Origin of the sequence: Mesorhizobium sp. XAP4 (assembly GCF_029269325.1) — a bacterium.
Taxonomy (GTDB): Bacteria; Pseudomonadota; Alphaproteobacteria; order Rhizobiales; family Rhizobiaceae; genus Mesorhizobium; species Mesorhizobium ciceri.
In genome coordinates this window covers 733,295-752,912 of sequence record NZ_JARIXW010000001.1, presented here as the reverse complement: position 1 = coordinate 752,912, position 19,618 = coordinate 733,295, and the positions used below count along the sequence as shown (strand labels likewise).

Sequence of the window (19,618 nt, the reverse complement as noted above, 5' to 3'; positions counted from 1 at the left end):
GAGACCGAAAATGCCAAAAACCCCGATGCCCTTCTTCTGGTACGAATTGATGACATCAGATCTCGACGCCGCCGAGGCGTTCTACACCCAAGTGGTCGGCTGGACGGCGCAGCCCTTCGATAAGGCACCCGGCATGCCGCGCTACATCGTCATGAATGTCGGCGAACGTGGCGTCGGCGGCCTGATGACCTTGCCCGAGGATGCCGCCAAGATGGGCATGCCGCCTGCCTGGCTCGGCTATATCCACACCAGGGATGTCGATGCCGCAACTGCATCGCTGGAGAAAGCCGGCGGCACCGTTCACCGCCAGCCCGACGACATTCCGTGCGTCGGCCGCTTTGCCGTCGTCGCCGATCCGCAAGGCGCGACCTTCATGTTCCTGCAGCCGAACGGTCCCGACCAGCCTGTCGTGCCGGCCAGCACGCCGGGCCACATCGGCTGGCACGAGCTTTACACGTCGGACTGGAAAGCCGCGTTCGATTTCTATTCCGACCAGTTCGGCTGGATCGACGCCGGCGATTTCGACATGGGCCCGATGGGCACGTACCAGACTTTTACGGCCGGCCCCGAATCCGGCGGCGGCATCATGAACAAGCCCGCGCAGATCCCGGTCCCGGTCTGGCAATTCTACTTCAACGTTGCGGCCATCGACGCGGCGGCCAAACGGGTCACCGACAATGGCGGCAAGATCCTGATGGGGCCGATGGAGGTCCCCGGCGGCAGTTGGATCGTGCAGTGCCAGGACCCGCAAGGCGCGCACTTCGCCTTGATGGCGCCAGTCCGCTGACGGCGATCGAACACCGCTGACACAAAGTGCGGGCTTTCATCGGACCACCGATGAAGGCCTCTCCCCCCTGCCTGGCGCCGCCTCATTCCGGCGCCAGCACCGCAACCTTCAACTCAGCTTTCTTCGCGCCGCTGAACTGGACGGTGGCCGGGCCGGGCGCAAGCTTGAAGCGCACGCTCTTGCGGATGCCAGGGCATGTTTTCACGCCACTATAGCCCGCCGACTTGATGGCCTGGCCATCCTGGATGACATCGATCCAGGCCTCCCCCGAGAGACTTATCTGGATGGCTCCCTCGGATGGCACCTCCACGCTGGCGATGGCCCCGAAACTGTCTGATGCCGGCGCACGTTCGGGCGCTACCGCAAAACCGGCTTTCTCTACCGGCACCAGCGCCAGGTCCGCAGCCGCACCAACCGCCAGTGCCGCTCCGGACGGCGTTGCCGGTGCCGCGGCAAACAGGGTCTGCTCCCGCGTCACGGGCCACTTGAAGGCCTCACAGCCGGCATCCTCGGCCATGGCAAAGCTGGTGCCTGCAAGAATTGCGAAGAGGCTGATGGCGACTTTTTTCATGGCAAAGGGAACCCACATTTCTAGAGTGGCCGCACTAATACAACCGCAACGATAGAAATGCAACCCTTGCGGGAAAAATATGAAGGGTCAAGCTGGGGACATTTTCAATCACCGATTGTTGACGCCAGGCCATGGGAAGTGAATGGTCCATTCCTGGGCGATAATCTATGGCCGGACGGATTGAAAATGGAGTCATTATGAAGCTTTTCGAAAGCCTCTCCAGATACCAGCCGCAGGCGCTCGGCGTGTTGCGCATCATGACCGCGCTGCAGTTCATCGAGCATGGCAGCCAGAAACTGTTCAACTTCCCCGTCAGCGTCGATCCCCACGCCCTTTCCGGGCTGACCACGACTGCCGCCATCCTCGAATTCGCCGGCGGCATCCTGCTCGCGCTGGGCCTGTTCACGCGACCGGTGGCATTCCTTCTGGCCGGCGAAATGGCGATCGCCTATTTCATGGCGCACATGCCGCGCGACTTCTTCCCGGTCAACAATGGCGGCGATTCGGCGATCTCGTTCTGCTTCATCTTCCTCTATCTGGTGTTTGCCGGCGCCGGCGCTTTCGCGCTGGACAGCCGCCGCAGCGCCTGACGCCAGAAAGAGGATGCGGGCCTGGTGCATGTCGCCCAAAAGTGCCCGGCGGTTTTGGGACAACGACATGCACAAAACAGGAATCTGAAGCGCATCGGCGAAGCCGAAGCGCTTCAAGCACGCATCCGTTCGAAATTGGCGTCGAACAGCGGCACCGCCTGAATGCGCGCCGCATGGCGCTTGCCCAGCAGCTCGATCTCGAAGCCGTCGCTCTCATCAGCGATCTCCTTCGGCACATAGCCGACGGCGACGGATTTCTTCGAATGATGCGCATAGCCACCCGACGTCACCCAGCCGCGCACCGCACCATCGAACCAGATCGGCTCATCGCCAATGACATCGGCATCGTCGGCATCTACGATAAAAGCGCGCAGGCGCAATTTGCCGCCCTGCCTGCGCTCGGCCAGCGCCGCGGCCTTGCCTATGAAATCGGCGTCCTTGCCGTAAGCAACGAAGCGGTCGAGCCCCGCTTCCAGCGGCCCGTAGATCGGCCGGTACTCGCGCCCCCATGAGCCGTAATTCTTGTCCAGCCGCAGCGCATTGAGCGCACGCGAGCCGAACAGGCCGATGCCGAATTCCCCGCCCGCCGCCATCAGCGCTTGATAGGCGGCGCGCTGGTATTCCGGCGCCACCCAGATCTCGTAGCCGAGATCGCCGGTATAGCTCACACGGCCGACCAGGCACGGCGCCATGCCGATATCCATCCGGCCAATGGCCATGAAGGAAAAGGCCGCATTGGAGACATCCGAGCGCGTCGCCTTTGCCAGCACATCCCGCGCCTTCGGGCCTGCGATCGACAGACCGGTGAGCTTCGCGCCCAGCGCCTCGATGCGGACCGATCCATCGTCAGGCAGGTGCTTCTCGAACCAGCGCATATGGTATTGCTCGGCGATGCCGGAGCCGGCGAGGAACCAGCCCTCGCTTCCGAGATTGGCGAGGGTGAAATCGCCGATCAGTCTGCCGTCTTCCTTCAGCATCGGCGCCAGCGTCATGCGGCCGGGCTTGGGCAGTTTGCAGGCAAGCATCCGGTCGAGCCAGGCGGCCGCTCCCTCACCCGCCATCTTGTATTTGGCGAAGCTCGAAATCTCCGACAGGCCGACACCGTCGCGAACTGTGGCGACCTCCTTGGCGACCTGCGTGAAATCGCTCGAGCGGCGCCAGGAGAATTCGTCCTTGACGCCTTCCGGCGCGTACCACAGCGGCACTTCCAGCCCATAGGCAACGCCCCATTGCGCACCCTTGGCCGACAGCAGGTCGTAGACCGGCGTCGTCTTCAGCGGCCGCCCGGCGGGCAGCTCCTCATTGGGGAAGCGGATCGAAAAGCGCCTGGAATAATTCTCGCGCACCTTGGCGTTGGTATAGGCCATCGTCGCCCAGTCGCCGTAGCGCGCGACATCCATCGCCCAGATGTCGGCGCCGGGATCGCCCTCGATCATCCAGTTCGACAAAGCGAGGCCGACGCCGCCGCCTTGCGAAAAGCCGGCCATGACACCGCAGGCGACCCAGAAGCCCGGCAGCCCGCGCACCGGCCCGACCAATGGGTTGCCGTCGGGCGCGAAGGTGAAAGGCCCGTTGATGATCTGCTTGATGCCCGTGTTCTGGAAGGCCGGGAAATGGCGGAAGCCGACCTCAAGCGACGGCGCGATGCGGTCGATGTCGGGCGCCAGCAATTCATGGCCGAAATTCCATGGCGTCTGGTATTCGGACCATGGCTTGTTGGCCTTTTCGTAAGTGCCCATCAGCATGCCGCCGCGCTCCTGGCGCAGGTAAAGCTCGCCGTCGAAGTCGACCGCGTGGATGATCTCGGTGCCGGTCTTGGCGTTCCAGGCGGCGACCTCCGGCATATCCTCGGTGATCAGGTACATGTGCTCCATGGCCAGCACCGGCAGTTCGAGGCCGACCATGCGGCCGACCTCGCGCGCCCACAGGCCGCCGGCGTTGACGACATGCTCGGCCACCACCTCGCCCTTGTTGGTGATGACCCGCCACAGCCCGTCAGGGCGCCGCACGATGTCCTCGACCTTGGTGAAACGCTCGACCTCGGCGCCGAGTTTCCGCGCGGCCTTGGCATAGGCGTGGGTGACGCCGGAGGGATCGAGATGGCCGTCCTCTTTGTTCCTGACCGCGCCGACGAACTGCTTGGGATCGAGCAGCGGCATCAGTTCGGCCGCTTCGTTGGGCGAGATCTCCTCGAGCTCGATGCCGAGATAGCGGCCCTTGGCGACGACGCCGCGCAGCCAGTCGAGCCGCGCCTCGGTCGCTGCCAGAAGCACGCCACCGGTCAGATGGACGCCGGTCGCCTGGCCGGAAAGCTCCTCGATCTCCTTGTAGAGATTGATCGTGTATTTCTGCAGCTTGGCGACGTTGGGGTCGCCATTGATGGTGTGCATGCCCCCGGCCGCGTGCCAGGTCGAGCCTGAGGTCAGCTCGTCGCGCTCCAGCAGGACAACATCGGTCCAGCCGTGGCGGGCGAGATGGAACAACACGGAGCATCCGACGACGCCACCGCCAATGACCACGACCTTTGCATGCGATTTCATGGATTTTTCTCTGATATCAGTGAGTTGAATGGGTGAATGGATTCAAGCTGGGAACGATCACGGCTCGCCCTGCCCGATCGCTTCCTTGCGCCTGGCCATGTAAGCCTCTAGCGCCTCGCGCACGGCGATATCCATCACCGGCTCGACATAGTCCTCCAGCGCCTTCTTCCACAGCCGCGTCGCGCGTGCCGTGGCGTCGAGGCCGCCGGCTTCCTGCCAGGCTTCGTAATTCTGCCAGTTGGACAGCATCGGCTGGTAGAAGGCAGTGGCGTAGCGCTCCAGCGTGTGCGGCTCGCCGAAGAAATGCCCACCGGTCGGCACCGCACCCAAAGCCTCGACGGCGAGTTCCGCCTCATTGACTTCGATCGGGCGCAAGAACTCCATCATATGCTGGATCATCTCGACATCGATGATGAGTTTTTCGAACGACGCCGTCAGCCCGCCCTCCTGCCAGCCGGCGGCGTGGTAGACGAGATTGCCGTGGCCGAGCACCGCGCCCCACAGCGCCATCAGCGTCTCATAGGCGCCCTGCGCGTCGGCGGCATTGGAGGCCGAGCCTGGCGTCGTGCGGTACGGCAGCCCGTAGCGCCGCGCCAGTTGCCCTGACGCAATGTTGGCCTTGGTATTCTCAGGCGTGCCGAAGGCCGGCGCGCCCGACTTCATGTCGACATTGGAGGTGAAGGCGCCATACATGACCGGCGCGCCCGGACGGACAAGCTGCGTCAGCACGACGCCGAACAGCGCCTCGGCATTCTGCTGCGCCAGCGCCCCGGCCAGCGTCACCGGGCTCATCGCCCCCATCAGCGTGAACGGCGTCACCGCCACCGACTGGCCGAACTCGGCCATGGTCATCAGGCCTTCGGCCATCATCTCGTCGAAGCGGCGCGGCGAGTTGACCGAGATGATGGTGGTGATACCGGGATCGTCGCGCATCTGGTCGAGCGTCAGCCCACGCGAAATCGCCATCATCTCGATGCCGTCCAATGCCCTGCCCCGGCCGATCGCCGAGACATGGAAACTCTTGTCGGTCAGCGTCAGATTGGTGAAATAAGTGTCGAGATGGCGGGAGTTTGCCGGCAGCTCCACCGGCGCGCAGACCTGGTTGCCCAGCATGTGGATGCAGTTGAAATGCTGCGCCAGCCGTGTGAGATCCGAATAGTCGCGCAAATTGCCGGCGCGGCGGCCGCGCTCCATGTCATGGACATTGGGCGGCCCGGCAACGAGGGTGAAATTGATGGTGTTGCCGCCCAGATGAACCGCGTTGGCCGGGTTGCGCGGCGTCAACACATAGCTGGGCTGCGTGGTCTTCAGCACGTCTTCGATCAGGCCGCGATCGATGCGGACATTCGCTGAGGCATGATCGACCCTGGCGCCGGCCTTCTCGAACAGCGACAGCGCGCGCGGACTCATCACCTCGATGCCGAAATTCTCCAATATGTGCATCGACGCCTGATGGATCTGCTCGATCTGATCGGGCGACAGCATGGCCATTGGCGGATAGGGATTGGTCACCCGCCTGAGCGGCAGTTGCGGAATGGCCGATGGCCCCCGATTGCTGGTGCGCTCGGCGCCGCGTTTGCGTCTTGGTTCGTTCATGCCTGGCATCAAAGCCCCGGCAAACCAGGCAAGCTGTCATAAATACGCCGTTTGCGGGCGTGATTTTAGCCACGGCGGCATTTCCGCAGTATCCATTTATAGAATACGACGAAATATGTCGGATTGTTGATATGGGATTTCCTCGAGCGACCGCTCGGGCGAAGCGTTAATGGACGCTGCAAGATTCCCTTTATGATTTCGGCCTATTGCTCTGCCGATGCGTAGTTCGAGTTTTAGTAAAATTGGTGCGGTTTGCGTGCTGCTGGCGCTTTCGGCCTGCGCCACGCCGCCCAATCACATCAACAATGTCTGCGCCGTCTTCGACCAGAATGACGGCTGGTTCGACAACTGGCAGTCTGCCGCCGAGCGCACCCAACAGAAATATGGCATTCCCGTTCCCGTACTGATGGCGACGGTGCGCAAGGAATCGGGCTTCAAGAGCAATGCAAGGCCGCCGCGTACCAAGCTGCTCGGCTTCATTCCGTGGAAGCACGTCTCCACGGCCACCGGCTTCTCGCAGGCGCTGGACGGCACCTGGTCGCAATATCAGCGCGAGACCGGCAACTGGGCGGCGCGGCGGACGAAATTCGCCGATGCGGTCGATTTCGTCGGCTGGTATCATTCCAAGACATCTGACACCTACGGCGTCGCCCGCAACGACACCTACAATCTCTACCTTGCCTACTATCTCGGCTGGACCGCCTATGGCCGCGGCAACAGGGGCGATGCCGGTGTGCAGGGCTATGCCCGGGCCACCGACAAGATGGCGCGGGACTATGCCCAGCAGTTGAGCGAGTGTGGGAACTGATCTTGCCGCATCGTTGATCTCGATCTTCGGACGGTCAGCTCGGCCTTTTACCGCGCGGACGCTTTGGTGGCGTGCCAGCAAAACCGGGGCCATCGCCATGCGGCGCGTCGTCCGGCATACCTTCGTGCGCGGCGTGTTCCTTGTCGAACTTGATCACGGGCTCCATCTTGGCCAGCACGTCGTCGGAGAGCCAGCACAGGCTCATATGACCGTCGCCGAGATGCTTGACCGGCGGCACCTTGGTCTCGCAGAGATTGTCCGGCACCAGCTTCTTGTAGCCGCAACGGGTCTGGAACGGACAGCCGGATGGCGGGTTCATCGCCGACGGGATGTCGCCTTCCAGCACGATGTGCTTCTTCACGACACTCGTGTCGGCGATCGGAATCGCCGACAGCAGCGCCTCGGTATAGGGATGATAGGGTGGTGCGAAGATCTGGTCGGTCGTGCCTTGCTCGACGATGTAGCCGAGATACATGACGACGACGCGGTCGGCGATGTAGCGAACGACGGACAGATCGTGGCTGATAAACAGCATCGTCGTCTTGTTCTTGCGCTGGATGTCCATCAGCAGTTCGGTCACCGCCGCCTGCACCGACACGTCCAATGCCGAGACCGGCTCGTCGGCCACCACCACCTTGGCGTCACCGGCAAAGGCTCGCGCCACGCCGATGCGCTGCTTCTGGCCGCCCGAAAGCTGACGCGGCTTGCGGGTTTCGAATGCCCGCGGCAGCTTCACCAGGTCGAGCAGCTCCAGCATGCGCTTGCGGCGATCGGCAACCGTCTTGCCGACATTGAACTTCTCCAGCGTGCGGATGATCTGCGAACCGACCGAATGGCTGGGATTGAGCGTGTCGAACGGATTCTGGAACACCATCTGGATCGACGACACCGTGTCGACGCTCCGTTTGTCGATGCCCGTCGATTGGATTTCCGTGTTGCCCAGCGTCACCGTGCCGGCACTTGCCGTCTCCAGCCCGAGCAGCACCTTGGCCAGCGTCGACTTTCCGCAGCCGGATTCGCCGACGATGGCGACCGTCTCGGATTCGCGCGCCATGAACGAGATCGTCTCGTTGGCCTTGACGACGCGGCCCTCGCTCGAGCCGAACACCTCGCTGCCGCCGACCCTGTAATATTTTCTGAGGTCCTCGATCTTGAGCACCGGCGCGCCGGGCACGACGCGCTCATTGACCTTCTTGGCACCGGGTGGCAGCGCTTCCCAGTCGATCTCGTTGAAGCGCACGCAGCGCGAGAAATGGCCTTCGTGACCAGCGACCTCGATCATCGGGATTTCGGCGGCGTTGCAGACACCCTCGACGAAATGGTGGCAGCGCGGGCCGAAATTGCAGCCCTTGGGCCGCTCGTGCGGCAGCGGCAGCTGTCCGGGGATGGAGATCAGCGGCCGTGAGTTCTTGTCGGCGCCCGGCAGCGGGATCGAGCGGAACAGCCCTTGCGTATAGGGGTGGCGCATCCGGTCGAACACGTCCTTGATCTTGCCGGTCTCCACCGCTTCGCCCGAATACATCACCGTGATGCGATCGCAGGTTTCCAGGATCAGGCCGAGATTGTGCGACACGAAGATCATCGACGTGCCGAACTTTTCGCCCAGCCCCTTGACCAGATCGACGATGCCCGCCTCCACCGTCACGTCGAGCGCCGTCGTCGGCTCGTCGAGCAAAAGCAGCGCCGGCTTCGACAGCAGCGCCATGGCAATGACGATGCGCTGCTGCTGGCCGCCGGAGAGCTGGTGCGGATAGGAGCGCATCATACGCTCGGGATCGGGCAATTTGACCGAGCGCACCATATCGAGGGCGCGTTTATAGGCCTCTTCCTTCGACACCTTGTCGTGGATCAGCGGCACTTCCATCAGCTGCTGGCCGACCTTCATCGCCGGGTTCAGGCTCGCCATCGGCTCCTGGTAGATCATGGCGATCTTGTTGCCGCGGATGGAACGCAACTCCTCGTCGGAGAGTTCGCCCATGTCCTTGCCCTGGAACTTGATCTTGCCGCCGACGATCTTCCCGATGTTGGAGAGGTCGCGCATGATGCCGAGCGACACGGTCGACTTGCCGCAGCCGGATTCGCCGACAATGCCCATCGCCTCGCCCGGCATGACGGTGCAGGAAAAATCCATGACCGCCGGTATCTCGCCCTTGCGGGTGAAGAAGGAGATCGACAGGTTCTCGATCTCGATGATCGGCCCTTTGGTTGGCCCGGGGGTCGGCTTGGCGGGATTTCGAACTGCCTCGTTCATGGGTCGCTCCAATCCTGGTTCTTCCAGGCCTGTTTCTCTCAGGCCCATCGGGTCGAAACCCGCGACATCAGTCTTTCATCGATTGTTCGCGCAGCGAGTCGGCGAGCAGGTTCAAGCCCAGCACGAACGACATCAGTGCGATGGTCGGCGGCAGCGCCGGATGGATGAAGGAGCGCAGCAGGCGGCTGGCGTCCTTGATCGCGGTGCCCCAGTCCGGACTTTCCGGCGCCAGGCCAAGGCCGAAATAACCGAGTGTGCCGAGCAGGATCGTGGTGTAGCCGATGCGCAGGCAGGCATCGACGATCAATGGCCCGCGTGCATTGGGCAGGATCTCCCACAGCATGATGTACCAGGGCGATTCACCGCGCGTCTGCGCCGCCGCCACATAGTCGCGCGTCTTGATGTCCATCACCAGGCCACGCACGATGCGGAACACGCCGGGGCTGGAGGCGAACACCACCGCCACGAAGATGTTGAGCTGGTTTGGATCGATATGGACGATGTGCAGCGGGTCCTTATCGAACACAAGGCCGAGATAGATCCAGCCACCGAGGATCAGGGTGATGCCGAGCAGGATGTAAAGCCGGTCGGGCCGGTTCTTGTAGCGGGTCCAGAACAGCACGCTGAAGAAGATGATCGGAAACAGGAAGAACACGCCGGCCATGCCGTACGGGATCGGCGTGTCCATGATACCCGGCGTCACCAAGAGGTAGAACAGCAGGATCACCGGGAAGGCGAGCACAAGGTTGGCCAGGAACGACAGCACGGTGTCGATCTTGCCGCCGTAATAGCCGGCGGGCAGGCCGAGCGTGATGCCGACCATCAGCGCGAAGCCGGTCGCGGCAGGCGCGATGATCAGCACGATCTGGCTGCCATAGACCATGCGCGAAAACACGTCGCGCGCCAGCTTGTCGCCGCCGAACAGATAGGTCAGCCCCGACTGCGGTTCGACGGCGCCCGGCAGCACGTCCTTCATGATCGGAATCTGGGCCAGCGGATCGAAGGGCGATATGGTCGCGGCGAAGATCGCCGTGAACAGCCAGAACAGGCAGATGCCGACGCCGACGATGCCGACACCGCTGTCGAACAGCTGGCCGTAGAGCGCCAGCTTCTTCTTGTAGGCGAAGCTCGCGCCCATGACGATGACGAGCGCGATCCAGACCGGCCAGAAGCGCGACAGCACTTCGAAAACGACGGTGAAGCCACTGATGTATTGAACCGGCATCGGCTTCGCTCCCTACTGAACTCTGATACGCGGATTGAGAAATGCGTAGCCGACATCGGAAATGAGCTGCGTGATCAAGACGATGAACACCGAGACCAGCGAGCAGCCGAGCAAAAGGTCGATATCGTTGTTGCCGGCCGCCTCGACCAGCGTGTAGCCGAAGCCCTGGTAGCGGAACATCACCTCGACGATGACGACGCCGGTGAGCAGCCAAGGGAACTGCAGCATGATGACGGTGAACGGTGCGATCAGCGCGTTGCGCAAGGCATGTTTGACCACCACGCTGCCGAAGGAGAGACCCTTCAACCGCGCGGTACGGATATATTGCTGCGTCATCACTTCGACCATCGAAGCTCGCGTCATGCGGGCGATATAGCCGATGCCGTAGATCGCCAGCGTCATCACCGGCAGTGTGAAATTGTAGAAGGTGATGCCCTGGCTGGCCGAAGCCGCCGAGCCGTTCAGCCAGCCTAGCCATGAGGCGAAGATGACGGTGAAGATGACGCCCGACACATATTCAGGCGTCGCCGTCGAGGCGATCGACGCCACGGACAGCACCCGGTCGGTTCGCGACCCCTCACGCATGCCGGCCAGAATGCCGATCAGCAGCGAGATCGGCACCATCACCGCCAGCACCCAGAACATCAGGATGCCCGTAGCGCCGAGTGCCGGAAACAGTTTTGAGGCGACGGTCGCCTTGAACTTGGTCGAGCAGCCGAAATCGCCCTGGAAAACACCGGCAAAGGTCGGCACGAGCGGATCGTTGCAGAAGGAGAAACGCTGCGCCGGCTTACCGGTCGCCGGGTCGGTTACCGGCTGCTTGGGCAAGACACCAAGCCACTGGCCGTAGCGGACGAAGAAGTTCTGCCGGTAGCCATGGTTGACCAGCCAGTTCTCGAGCTGCTCGGCCGACGTATGCATTTCGGTCTGGCTGATCGCCAGCTTCTTCAGATTGGGTTCGAGGTTGATCAGGAAGAAGACGACCATGGTCAGGCACAGCATCGTCAATGCCATGGTGCCAAGACGCCTGATAACGAAGGAAAGCATGGCGGCCCCCTGCCGATGGGTTGGGGTTTGAGCCGGCTATGAAAGCCAACCCTGCCGTGACCGGCGGGGCTGGCTGTCAAACAGGCCTTCGGATGCGATCAACCCTGTTTTTGTTGCATGACCTTGCCCGCGAGTCCGCAACTTTTTTGAGAATGTGCGGACCAGCAGGGACGGACAATGCAAAGAGCGAGGGAAGGGAGCGAGCCCCTTCCCTCCATGTCGATGCGATATCAAGCCTGGTCGAGCCAGACCTTGCCGTAGTCGCGCTCGAAGGTCGGGTGCATCTTGTAGTTCTGCACCGCCTTCACCGAGTGGCTGTAGAGCTTGCGCCAGTACGGCTGGATCATGATGCCGGAATCCTGCAGGATCTGCTCGATGTCCTTCATCATGTCCTTGCGCTTGGCGGCGTCGGCAACGGCGAGCGCCGCATTGAGCTTGGCATCCCAGTCCGGATTCGACCAGCCGGCCTCGTTCCAGGCCTCGCCGGTGCGATAGGCGATGGCCAGAACCTGGACGCCGAGCGGACGCATGTTCCAGTTGGTCATCGACAGCGGATACTTCGTCCAGTCGTTCCAGAACGTCGAACCAGGCAGAACGGTGCGCTTCACCTTGATGCCGGCGTCGCGCAGCTGGGCGGCGATCGCATCGCCGGTGTTCTTGTGCCAGTCTTCGTCGACGGTGATCAGCTCGTGTTCGAAGTCGGCTTGGCCGGCTTCCGCCATCAGCGCCTTCGCCTTGGCCGGATCACGGGCAACCTTGGGCAGCTCGTAATATTCCGGATGGATCGAGCAGACATGGTGGTTTTCGGCGACCGAGCCGGCATTGCCGTAGCCGAGCTGCAAGACGACATTGTTGTCGACCGCAAGCTGCAGCGCGTTGCGCACCTTCTGGTCGCCATAGGGCTTGTTGTTGACGTTGGTGCGGCAGACGATGGTCGACGCGGTGACGATTTCCGACTTCACCAGGTCCATGCCGTCGAGGATCGACACATAGTCGGCCGAAGTCTCGAAGTTGGTGTGCACTTCGCCGGCCTCGAAAGCGCTGACCATGGCTGCCGGATCGGTGCCGTAGTCGATGAATTCCAGGCCATCGAGGAACACTTCGCCGTCCCACCACTTGTCATCGGTGCGGCGCTTGTAGACCACCTTCTGACCGACATCGTAGGAGACGAGTTCGAACGGACCGGTGCCGATCGGGCAGGCCTTGAAGTCGCCGCCCTTCTCATCGAAGGTCTTGTGGACGATCAGCCCGGGATAGTCGCACATGTTCGGAATCAGCGCGATGTCCGGCTTGCTGAGCTTAAGCACGACCGTGTGGTCGTCCGGCTTGGTCACGGCGCTTTCGTCGAGCTTGTCGTCCTTGACCAGCGAGCCGAGACGGCCGGGCATGGAATTGCCTTCGGCTTTCTTGTCAGCCCACCGCTTCAGGTTGAAGATGACGTCATCGGCGGTGAAGGCATCGCCATTCGACCAGGTGACGCCCTTGCGCACATGCAGCGTATACTGCGTGGCGTCGTCGTTGACGTCCCAGCTTTCCAGCAGATAGGGGCGAAACGTGTATTCGGAGGTGTACTTGACCAGCGGCTCCAGCGCCTGGCGCTCGGCATTGGCGATTTCCGACCAGTCGGCCTTGCGCGGGTCCTTGGGATCTTTGATCCACTGGGCGATCTTCAGCGTGCCGCCCTTCTTGCCCTTTACCTCTTCGGCCTTCGCCGGCGTCGGATCGGCGAGGCCGAGCAAGCCGTAAGCCATTGCCGTCGATGCGCCGAAGACGCTGGCCATGGCCAGGAATTCGCGGCGGTCCACCTTGCCTGCCTTGGCTTCTTCGGCCATGGCCAGGATGTGATCCGGAACGCGATCGCCATTACTCTTATAAATTGTCATGACTTAACTCCCATTGTTGGCTTTCCGCCTTTTAACATTCCGCATCCAGGCCATGATGTCAAAGAGGGCGTGGATTGAGAACATGTTAGGGAATGTGCAACTTTGAAAGGGGAGCGGTTCGCGTGATAACGACAGTCTTGGCGCAAATTTGCTACTGCCCGACGGATTCTTCTGGAATCGCGATAGTCGATTAAACTGAGACATTTGCTCTGGCCCGCACAGCACCAGAATCGATCCACCATGAGGCCAAAAGCCCCGCCGGACTGTCAGTATTCCTTCTCGTAGAAGATGCCGCCCTTGGCTTCGCCGGCATCGTTGGCCTCGCCGCGCAGCTTGACGCCGCGCCCGACATTGAGGTCGATCGTCGCCTTGCCCGAGCCCGGCTTGTCGCCCTTCTGGATGGTGACATAGGTGCGGTCGTTGAGGTATTTGCCGGCCGAAACCGCCGTGCCGCCCTGATCGTCGGTGGTGACGTCGAGATCGTCGACGCCAATGGCGCTGCGCAGGTTTTCCAGCAGCGACGTCGAGCCGCCGACGCCGGCCAGCTGCCCCGCCGCTTCGGCGAGCTGGGCGATCTGCAGCGGCGACAGGTTCGACATCGAGCGGCCGAAGATCAATTGCGCCAGCACCTCATCCTCGGGCAGCGCCGGCACCGAGGAGAAGGTGAACTTCGGATTGGTCGCTTCGCCCGACACCACGATGGTGACGGTGGCGCTGGTCGTCGTCGTGGTCGCCGTCAAATTGAGATAGGGCACCAGCGAGCCGGAAAACCCGACCGTGCCTTCGGTGAAGGTCAGCCGCTTGCCGAGGATCGACAGTCGTCCGCGCTGCAAGGTGAAGGTGCCGACCGCTTGCGGCGACGAGGCCGGGCCGGTCAGCTTCAGCGAGCCGCCAAGTTCGGCATCAACGCCCCTGCCCTGGATGAAGATCTGATTCGGCGCGTTGACCGTGACATCGAGCGCAAGGCCGCTGCCGCCGCCCTTGCCGCTGGTCGTCGGCGGCCGCAGCGCCTTGTCCTGCGCCTTGACCGCGCCCGGCGCGTTCTTGTGCTTGACGTCGAGCGCCGCCAGCGAGCCCGGCAATTTGTCGGGAACGGTGATCACCGTCTTGGCGAGATTGACGGTACCGGCGATGACCGGTGCTGAGGTCAGCGGTCCCTTGATCGTCAGGTCGCCGCCGAGATTGGCGGTCACCACCCTGCCGTCCGTATAGCGGCCGTCGACCAGCTTGATCGACAGGTCGGCCGGGAAACCCTGCGCCGGGTTGATGCCGACCGTGCCGCTGGCCGACAGGCTGCCGCGCGTCGACAGCGTTCCGGTCAGCCGGTTGATCCTGGCGACGCCGCCGGCAATCGAGACATCGGCGGCGAGATCGTTGACGGCGAGGCCGGAGCGCGCATCGACAAGGCGCGCACCCGAGGTGCTGATGCTGCCGCCGATGACGGGCGATGTCGCGGGACCGCGCACCTGTACGTTGACATTGGCGGTTCCAGACAGTGACAGGCCCTGCGCGGCAAGCTTCTGGCTGAGCAGGCCGAACGGCACGACGCCATTGAAGTCGAGCACCAGTGACGGCGTGCCGGCCGTCGTCACGGTGCCGCCGCCCTTGAGGCCAAGGCCGGCGCCATCGCCGACATTGGCATTGAAGGTCAGCTTGTTGCCGCCGAAGGTGCCGGACGAGGAGACACTCACCGCACCGACACCGGCACCGCGCGTCTGCGAGGTCTGCACGCCGGCCGCGTCGAGGTTGAAGGCAATGGCGGGGTTCGCCGGCGCACCCGTCACCTTGACCGTGCCTGAGATCGAACCGGCGGCGTCGAGCCCCGGCGAGAAACTGTTGGCGAGCGACATCGGCACCCGCGCCAGTGTTGCATTGATGTCGAGCGCCGTGCCGACCTTGCCGGTCACCGTCGCCGTGCCGCCGCCCAGGTTGAGCACCAGCCGGTCCAGCGTCGTCGTGCCGTTGGCAATGCTGACGGTCGAGGCCTGGGCAATGGCCGCCTTGATGCCTTGTACGGTCGCCTGGCCGGAGGCAAGCTCGATGGTCGTCGTGCCGTTGGCCACTTTCACCCGGCCGGCGGCCTGTGCCGGAATGCCCTTGACGGTTGCGCCGCCGGAGAAGCCCGTCCAGTCGCCGTCGCGCTTCAAGTCGACATCGATGCCGCTGATCACGGTGCCGCCCGACGTGACGGTGTCGGCGCGAATCTTTCCGGAGATCACGGGCGCCGCCAGATAGTTGGCGACCAGCGCATCGATCGAGACGGCTTTCGCCTGCAGGTCGCCGCGCGTAATCGATGCTGTCGCCGCCTTGATTGCGACCTGTGGCGCATTGCCGTTCTTCGAAAAGGCGATCGTGCCGCGCACATCGCCTTCGGCCTTCTCCAGGGCAAGTGCTGCCAGCGGGCCGATATCGGGCAGGTCGAGCGCGATGGTGCCGACCGGCACGAACTTCTCGTCCAGCGCCAGATCGCCGGAAATCCTGTTCTTGCCGAGCGACAGCAGCAGGCCATTGATGGCGCTCTTGCCGTCCGCCGTCGCCAGCACCGCACTGCCTTGCAGCGCCTGGCCGGCGACATTGCCGGTCAGCTGCACATTCGCCGCCGGATTGGCGGCATCGGCCTTGCCGGTGGCGGTCAGCTTCAGCCCGGTGATCTCGCGCGCCGCCACGAGAAGGCGGTCGCTGTCGATGGTCAACGACAGGTCCGGCGCCGCGGCCGGGCCCTGCGCGTTCAACGCAAAAGCGATGGCGCCCTTGGCGTCTTTCGACAGCAGCGAGATGTCGCTCAGCGCACCCTTGATGTCGGCGGCTACCTTGTTGTCGGCAAGGCTGGCTCGCCCGTCTGCGGTCAGCGCGCCCGAGGTCAGCTTCAATCCGCCTATAGCGATACTGCCGTTGGGGTCGCGCTTCAGCGTGGCGCTGATCTCAGCGCGTTCGCCAAGCATGCCGCGTGCCGCCGCCGGCAAGGCCGACGATGGGGCATCCGCCTTCAGATTGAGGTCGATGGCACCGTCACGCAGCGATACCTGGCCGGCAACCTGGCTGTTCAGCGCATCGCTCTTGAGCGAGCCGCTGTCTATGGCAACCGCATCGGCTGTCAGGCGACCGCTGAGCGCCGCCGTGACCTTGCCGGCGATCAGCGGCGCAATCACCGGATTGTCGAGACCGACCTTGTCCACCGACACTGTGCCGGAAACCGGCCCTGCGCGGTTCTTCAGATCGAACGCATCCGAGTGCAACGCCAGGGCAAGCCCGTCCACCCTCGCCGGACTGGTGACGATCGAGGGCAGGATCGCAGAGACATCCAGGCGGGCCCGCGTGCTCTCGCCCGCCACCTTTGCCGACAAGGACCGGATTTCGATCTTGACCGGGCTCTCGGCGCTGCCGACAGTCAGGGGCAGGCTGGGGCCGGATGAGATGAGATCGAGCGCAAAATCGCTGGCGCCGTTCGGATTGAGGGTGCCGGCTGCCTTGCCGGAAATCTTGTCGCCGGTCAGCGTCGCCTGATCGAGCACAACACCGCCGGCCAAAGTGTAGCTGCCGGCCGCATCGACGGCGAGCGGCCCGAGCCCGGCCTGCCGGGTCTGGCTGGTTTCGATACCGGCCAGTTGCGCATTGAAGCGGACATCGGGAGCGGCCGGCGGCCCGGTCACTCCAGCCGTGCCGCTGAGCGTGCCGACAGCGTCGAGGCCGGGCGAAAATTCATTGGCGAGCGCCGCGGGCAGTGCCGAAAATTGCGCCGCGAGGTCGAGCGTCTGACCGGCAGTGCCCGACAGCGTCACCGAACCGCCGCCGACATCGAGCGCCAGTTTCTCGATGCTGGCCGTGCCGTTGGCGATGCTCAGTGTCGACGCCTGAGCGATTGCGGCCTTGATGCCGCGAACCGTCGCCTCGCCCGAGGCAATCTCGACGCTCGTCTTGCCGTCGGCGATCTTCACCCGGCCGGCAGCGGTCGCCGGAACGCCCGCTATGGTGGCGCCGCCGGTGAAATTGGTCCAATCGCCGTCGCGCTTCAGGTCGACGCCGATGCCGCTGATTTCGGTGGTTCCGGACGTGACGCTGTCAGCCTTTATCGAACCGGCGATCGCCGGCGCCTTGAGATAATTGGCGATCAGCGCATTGACGGTGATGGCCTTGGCCGTCACGTCGCCACGCGCGATCGAAGTGCTCTTCGCATCGATCGTGACGAAGGGCGCGTCGCCCTCCTTGGCAAAGCCGATGGTGCCGTCGATGTCGCCCGTCACCGCCTGGCCGGCCAGTGCGGCCAACTGGTCGATAGCGGGCGCGTCGAGCGTCAGCGTGCCGAGCGGCATGTACGTGTCGTCCAGCGCGAGATCGCCCGAGACCTTGTTGTCGCCCAGCGAGACCAGGAATCCGTTGATCGAACGCTTGCCCTCGCTTGTCACCAGTGCTGCCTTGATATCGAGCGGCTGGTCGTTGACGGAGCCGGTCAGCGATACGTTGGCGGCGGGACTGGTGATATCGGCCTTGCCGCTCGCCGTCAGCTTGATGCTCTTCACCGTGCGGCCCGATGCCGTCAGGCTGTCGCTATCGGCGGTAACGGTGAAATCCGGCGCCGTCATCGCGCCGCTTGCCGACAGCGCGAAATCGACGCCACCGGCAACCGGCACGCCGACTGTCGGCGACAGCACGGAAACGTCGCCCAATTTGCCCTTGATGTCGGCCTGGATGTCGGTGCCCTGCATGCTGGCCGTGCCGGCGGCGCTGAGCGTGCCGGACGTGAATTCGATCGAGTTGGCGGCGAAGGATCCCTGCGGATCGCGGGCCGCGGTGGCCGAGAATTTTACCCGGGCGCCAAGCACCGAGGCGATCTGCGGCGGAAAGGCCGTCGCCACGGCATCCGCGTTCATCTTCAGCTGCATCGACAGGTCGGCAAGCGCCACCGTCGCCGTCAGAGAGGCGTTGAGCGCGTCGGAGCGCAGCGTGCCCTGGTCGATGGCAATGGCATCCTTGCTGACCGACCCGGCCAGATCGACATCGATCTTGCCGGTGATCAGCGGCGCCAGCGTCGCCACGTCGGTGTTAAGGCCACCTGCCTGCAGCTTGACGGTGACCGGCCCGGCGCGGTTCTGGATGTCAAAGCCGTCGGAATGGATCTGCGCCGCCAGATCATCCAGCCGCGTGCCGCCAGCAACGATGGAGACGAAGGAGGCGCCGATGTCGATGATCGGTGCCTTGCCGTCGCCGAAGGCGCGGGCGGTGGCATTGCTGATCGCCAGCGTGATCGGTTGCGCCTTGCTGCCGACGCTGATCACAACGGGCGGACCCTTGGCGGCGAGTTCGATCGAGAGGTCGCTGGCGCCGGCAGGATCGACAATGCCGGTCGCGGTGCCGTGCACCGCATCGCTGTCGATGTTGGCGCGGTCGACACTGACGCCACCGGCCGATGTGGCGGTGCCGGCGACATCGAAGCTGGTCTTGCCGGCAAACAGCGGCTTGAGATTCTCAGGCAGGAAGCGAGCGAAATCGCCGTCGCCCTTGGCCTCAACATGATTACCCTTGTCGGTCAGTTGGTGCCGGCCTGTCAGCTGGGTGACGATCTTGCCGTCGACCGAGAACGTGCCGATGCCGTTCCAATTGGCGAGCGGCCCGGTGCCCGAGACAATTATGTCGACCGGCGGCGTATCGGGCAGCTTGAGCAGATTGGCGATGATGCCGCCTGCCGGCTCCGAGGCCTTCAGGTCAAGATCGAGCCTGTTGTCCGCCGGCGCAAAGTGGATCTTGGCGTCGACATTGCCTTGCTTGCCGTCATGGCGGGTGACGTTGAGCACCGTCTCGACCGCTAGCGGCGCGGCGTCGGCCTTGAGCATGCCCCTGGCGGCAAGTTCGGCGATGCCGCTGCCGGCCAGTTGCTGGCCAAGCGCTATCTCGGGCAGGTCGATCTGCTTGATGTCGATGGAAACCGGCAGCGTCGTCGTGCCGCCGCTCGGCGCGGGCTGCGTGCTGGCCACCGGCAATCGCGCCAGTTCAATACGCTCGGCAGCGATACGGTCGGCGCTGAAGTTTTTCGACAGCAGCGCCAGCGGCGACCAGTCGACGGCCACCTTGCGCGCCACCAGCCAGGCGCCCTCGCGGTCCTCCAGCACGACATGGTCGACGCTGAGCGCCCCGGACCAGATGCCATCTATGCCGCTGACCGTGATCTTGCGGTCGTCGGTCGATGCCAGCCGCGAAATGATGCCGGCGAGATTGTCGCGGCCGCGCTCGGTCTTGGTTAGCACCACCAGCGCGCCGATCGCCCCCGCAATTACGATCAGCAGGGTGTAGAGAACAATGCGGAGGATGCGCCAGACTGTTTTCAT

General features: G+C 63.6%; 11 protein-coding genes. 3 read left to right on the top strand and 8 right to left on the bottom strand.

Annotated elements, in window-relative coordinates:
* Positions 1–10 precede the first annotated feature (10 nt).
* Complete coding sequence (locus P3C39_RS03825) at positions 11–787, top strand: VOC family protein (RefSeq protein WP_275952703.1); 777 nt, start codon at positions 11–13, stop codon at positions 785–787.
* Positions 788–869: 82 nt separating this feature from the next.
* On the opposite strand, the gene P3C39_RS03820 is transcribed toward P3C39_RS03825, so the two are convergent.
* Complete coding sequence (locus P3C39_RS03820; RefSeq protein WP_127368916.1) at positions 870–1,376, bottom strand: hypothetical protein; 507 nt, start codon at positions 1,374–1,376, stop codon at positions 870–872.
* 179 nt (positions 1,377–1,555) lie between these two features.
* On the opposite strand from P3C39_RS03820, the gene P3C39_RS03815 reads away from it, so the two are divergent.
* Entirely contained in the window at positions 1,556–1,948 is a 393-nt protein-coding gene (locus tag P3C39_RS03815) for a DoxX family protein (protein WP_013530889.1), read from the top strand.
* A 113-nt stretch (positions 1,949–2,061) separates the two neighbouring features.
* Here the strand turns inward: P3C39_RS03815 and P3C39_RS03810 are convergent, their stop codons facing one another.
* On the bottom strand, positions 2,062–4,488 hold the full coding sequence (locus tag P3C39_RS03810) for an FAD-dependent oxidoreductase (protein WP_275952702.1): 2,427 nt from the start codon (positions 4,486–4,488) through the stop codon (positions 2,062–2,064).
* A 57-nt stretch (positions 4,489–4,545) separates the two neighbouring features.
* Complete coding sequence (locus tag P3C39_RS03805; RefSeq protein WP_024501515.1) at positions 4,546–6,084, bottom strand: trimethylamine methyltransferase family protein; 1,539 nt, start codon at positions 6,082–6,084, stop codon at positions 4,546–4,548.
* A gap of 217 nt (positions 6,085–6,301) precedes the next feature.
* Here P3C39_RS03805 and P3C39_RS03800 point away from each other — a divergent pair, with 217 nt between their 5' ends.
* Entirely contained in the window at positions 6,302–6,892 is a 591-nt protein-coding gene (locus tag P3C39_RS03800) for a transglycosylase SLT domain-containing protein (RefSeq protein WP_013530886.1), read from the top strand.
* A 34-nt stretch (positions 6,893–6,926) separates the two neighbouring features.
* Here P3C39_RS03800 and P3C39_RS03795 read toward each other — a convergent pair whose 3' ends face one another.
* The 5 genes from P3C39_RS03795 to P3C39_RS03775 form a co-directional block, all read right to left on the bottom strand.
* On the bottom strand, positions 6,927–9,143 hold the full coding sequence (locus P3C39_RS03795; protein ID WP_024501517.1) for an ABC transporter ATP-binding protein: 2,217 nt from the start codon (positions 9,141–9,143) through the stop codon (positions 6,927–6,929).
* A 67-nt stretch (positions 9,144–9,210) separates the two neighbouring features.
* On the bottom strand, positions 9,211–10,368 hold the full coding sequence (locus P3C39_RS03790; protein ID WP_013530884.1) for an ABC transporter permease: 1,158 nt from the start codon (positions 10,366–10,368) through the stop codon (positions 9,211–9,213).
* A gap of 12 nt (positions 10,369–10,380) precedes the next feature.
* On the bottom strand, positions 10,381–11,415 hold the full coding sequence (locus tag P3C39_RS03785) for an ABC transporter permease (RefSeq protein WP_224621776.1): 1,035 nt from the start codon (positions 11,413–11,415) through the stop codon (positions 10,381–10,383).
* A 230-nt stretch (positions 11,416–11,645) separates the two neighbouring features.
* Positions 11,646–13,298, bottom strand: a complete 1,653-nt coding sequence (locus tag P3C39_RS03780) for an ABC transporter substrate-binding protein (RefSeq protein WP_013530882.1) — start codon at positions 13,296–13,298, stop codon at positions 11,646–11,648.
* Positions 13,299–13,564: 266 nt separating this feature from the next.
* Complete coding sequence (locus P3C39_RS03775) at positions 13,565–19,618, bottom strand: translocation/assembly module TamB domain-containing protein (protein ID WP_275952701.1); 6,054 nt, start codon at positions 19,616–19,618, stop codon at positions 13,565–13,567.

What these genes read in the sequence shown, in the direction of transcription:
- P3C39_RS03825 (WP_275952703.1), top strand. Translation starts at nt 11, where the DNA reads ATGCCAAAAACCCCGATGCCCTTCTTCTGGTACGAATTGATGACATCA.
- P3C39_RS03820 (WP_127368916.1), bottom strand. Translation starts at nt 1,376, where the DNA reads ATGTGGGTTCCCTTTGCCATGAAAAAAGTCGCCATCAGCCTCTTCGCA.
- P3C39_RS03815 (WP_013530889.1), top strand. Translation starts at nt 1,556, where the DNA reads ATGAAGCTTTTCGAAAGCCTCTCCAGATACCAGCCGCAGGCGCTCGGC.
- P3C39_RS03810 (WP_275952702.1), bottom strand. Translation starts at nt 4,488, where the DNA reads ATGAAATCGCATGCAAAGGTCGTGGTCATTGGCGGTGGCGTCGTCGGA.
- P3C39_RS03805 (WP_024501515.1), bottom strand. Translation starts at nt 6,084, where the DNA reads ATGAACGAACCAAGACGCAAACGCGGCGCCGAGCGCACCAGCAATCGG.
- P3C39_RS03800 (WP_013530886.1), top strand. Translation starts at nt 6,302, where the DNA reads ATGCGTAGTTCGAGTTTTAGTAAAATTGGTGCGGTTTGCGTGCTGCTG.
- P3C39_RS03795 (WP_024501517.1), bottom strand. Translation starts at nt 9,143, where the DNA reads ATGAACGAGGCAGTTCGAAATCCCGCCAAGCCGACCCCCGGGCCAACC.
- P3C39_RS03790 (WP_013530884.1), bottom strand. Translation starts at nt 10,368, where the DNA reads ATGCCGGTTCAATACATCAGTGGCTTCACCGTCGTTTTCGAAGTGCTG.
- P3C39_RS03785 (WP_224621776.1), bottom strand. Translation starts at nt 11,415, where the DNA reads ATGCTTTCCTTCGTTATCAGGCGTCTTGGCACCATGGCATTGACGATG.
- P3C39_RS03780 (WP_013530882.1), bottom strand. Translation starts at nt 13,298, where the DNA reads ATGACAATTTATAAGAGTAATGGCGATCGCGTTCCGGATCACATCCTG.
- P3C39_RS03775 (WP_275952701.1), bottom strand. Translation starts at nt 19,618, where the DNA reads ATGAAAACAGTCTGGCGCATCCTCCGCATTGTTCTCTACACCCTGCTG.